The sequence below is a fragment of the Mangrovimonas yunxiaonensis genome (assembly GCF_000733475.1).
Taxonomy (GTDB): Bacteria; Bacteroidota; Bacteroidia; order Flavobacteriales; family Flavobacteriaceae; genus Mangrovimonas; species Mangrovimonas yunxiaonensis.
In genome coordinates this window covers 1-2,927 of the sequence record NZ_JPFK01000001.1, presented here as the reverse complement: position 1 = coordinate 2,927, position 2,927 = coordinate 1, and the positions used below count along the sequence as shown (strand labels likewise).

General features: G+C 46.5%; 1 protein-coding gene. It reads right to left on the bottom strand.

Annotated features, from left to right (window positions below):
- On the bottom strand, nt 1–2,927 hold a 2,927-nt coding region (locus tag IA57_RS12610), incomplete at both ends, for an HYR-like domain-containing protein (protein WP_036117537.1).

The following is a 2,927-nucleotide window of genomic DNA, read 5'->3' as shown; positions in this document are numbered from 1 at the left end:
GTATCAACAACCGAAATGGTTTGAACGGCAGTCGTCGTATTGTTACAGGCATCTACTAGCGTCCATGTTCTGGTGATGATGCTCTCCGAAGCACAGTTACCATCAGCAACGCTATCGCTATAAGTGGCTTCTAGTCCAGTGGCACAGTTATCGGCTTCATCAGTCACGTCACCGGTTAAGGTCAAGTCGGTTGAATCTTGATCACACTCGATGGTGATATCGGCAGGTGCGGTAAAGGTAGGCGCTGTAGTATCAACAACCGAAATGGTCTGAACGGCAGTCGTTGTATTGTTACACGCATCAACTAGCGTCCATGTTCTGGTGATGATGCTCTCCGAAGCACAGTTACCATCGGCAACGCTATCGCTATAAGTGGCTTCTAGTCCAGTGGCACAGTTATCGGCTTCATCAGTCACGTCACCGGTTAAGGTCAAGTCGGTTGAATCCTGGTCACACTCGATGGTGATATCAGCAGGCGCGGTAAAGGTAGGCGCTGTGGTATCAACAACCGAAATGGTCTGAACGGCAGTCGTCGTATTGTTACAGGCATCTACTAGGGTCCATGTTCTGGTGATGATGCTCTCCGAAGCACAGTTACCATCGGCAACGCTATCGCTATAAGTGGCTTCTAGTCCAGTGGCACAGTTATCGGCTTCATCAGTCACGTCACCGGTTAAGGTCAAGTCGGTTGAATCCTGGTAACACTCGATGGTGATATCAGCAGGCGCGGTAAAGGTAGGCGCTGTGGTATCAACAACCGAAATGGTCTGAACGGCAGTCGTTGTATTGTTACACGCATCAACTAGCGTCCATGTTCTGGTGATGATGCTCTCTGAGGCACAGTTACCATCAGCAACGCTATCGCTATAAGTGGCTTCTAGTCCAGTGGCACAGTTATCGGCTTCATCAGTCACGTCACCGGTTAGGGTCAAGTCGGTTGAATCTTGATCACACTCGATGGTAATATCAGCAGGCGCGGTAAAGGTAGGCGCTGTAGTATCAACAACCGAAATGGTCTGAATGGCCGTGGTTGTATTGTTACAGGCATCTACTAGCGTCCATGTTCTGGTAATGATGCTCTCCGAAGCACAGTTACCATCGGCAACGCTATCACTATAAGTGGCTTCTAGTCCAGTGGCACAGTTATCAGCTTCATCGGTTACATCGCCGGTTAGGGTCAAGTCGGTTGAATCTTGATCACACTCGATGGTGATATCAGCAGGCGCGGTAAAGGTTGGCAGTGTATCATCGATAATAGTAAAGGTTGCAGCGGTCGTGCTGTCGTTTCCGCAGCCGTCAGTAACGGTAAACGTTACAGTCGCTGAACCGGTAGCCCCACATCCATCAGAAAGTGATGTGAAATCATTTTCCCAAGTAATTGCCGAACAATCATCGGTAGCTATGGCATTACCATTTGAAAGCAACCAATTATTTAAGTCATCTAAGTTGCCATTTCCATCACACTGAACCGTTAGGTCAGAAGCCTCGGTAGTGATTTGAGGATCAATAGTATCCACAATGGTATAGGCAGCTGTAGTTGTTGCTGTATTTCCACAGGCATCAGTTGCTGTAAATATAACATATACAGGGGCTGAGCAATCGGAATTGGCACCGTTGTAGTTATTAGACCATGTAACGTCGCCACAATTATCCGTTGCGATTGCATTACCATGGTTGTCTAACCAATTTTGTATGGCACCATTATTTCCACTTCCATCACATTCTACAGTTAAGTCTGTTGCTTCAGATTGTATTGTTGGTAGTATATTATCATTTAAAGTATAAGTATATACCCAATCGTTGGCATTTCCGGCACAATCCGTATACGTCCAAGTGTAGGTTTTAATCCCACTACAATCAGGGTCTTCACTAACAATAGGGCCAGAAGGTGTTATTTGATTGCCACAGGCATCAAAAACTGTTGGGTTTGTTGGTACTACTTGAGCATCGTCTATACAGCTAATGTTAGAGCCGTCGTTTGCTGGTACTACAGGCGCTGTCGTTAAGTCTAGCGTATACGTATAAGTGTAAACCGATTGGTTTCCGGCACAGTCCTCATAAGTAAAGGTGAATACTTTATCGCCCTCACAGCTAGGATCAGTATTTTCGGTAATGGTCGGTGTGATGTCGTTACCACAAGCATCGGTTACTACCGGTGCTGCAGGTTGAACAGCATCGCTAAGACATTCAACAGTTTCTGAACCATTGGCTGGTACGACTGGAGCCGTTGTTAGGTCTAGGGTATAGGTATAAGTGTAAACCGATTGGTTTCCGGCACAGTCCTCATAAGTAAAGGTGAATACTTTATCGCCTTCACAGCTAGGATCGTTGTTTTCGGTAATGGTTGGTGTGATGTCGTTACCACAAGCATCGGTTACTACTGGTGCTGTAGGTTGAACAGCATCGCTAAGACACTCAACAGTTTCTGAGCCATTGGCTGGTACTACAGGCGCCGTTGTTAGGTCTAGGGTATAGGTATAAGTGTAAACCGATTGGTTTCCGGCACAGTCCTCATAAGTAAAGGTGAATACTTTATCGCCTTCACAGCTAGGATCGTTGTTCTCGGTAATGGTCGGTGTGATGTCGTTACCACAAGCATCGGTTACTACTGGTGCTGTAGGTTGAACAGCGTCGCTAAGACACTCAACAGTTTCTGAACCATTGGCTGGTACTACAGGCGCTGTTGTTAAGTCTAGCGTATACGTATAAGTGTAAACCGATTGGTTTCCAGCACAGTCCTCATAAGTAAAGGTGAATACTTTATCGCCTTCACAGCTAGGATCGTTGTTCTCGGTAATGGTCGGTGTGATGTCGTTACCACAAGCATCGGTTACTACTGGTGCTGTAGGTTGAACAGCATCGCTAAGACATTCAACAGTTTCTGAACCATTGGCTGGTACTACAGGCGCCGTTGTTAGGTCTAGGGT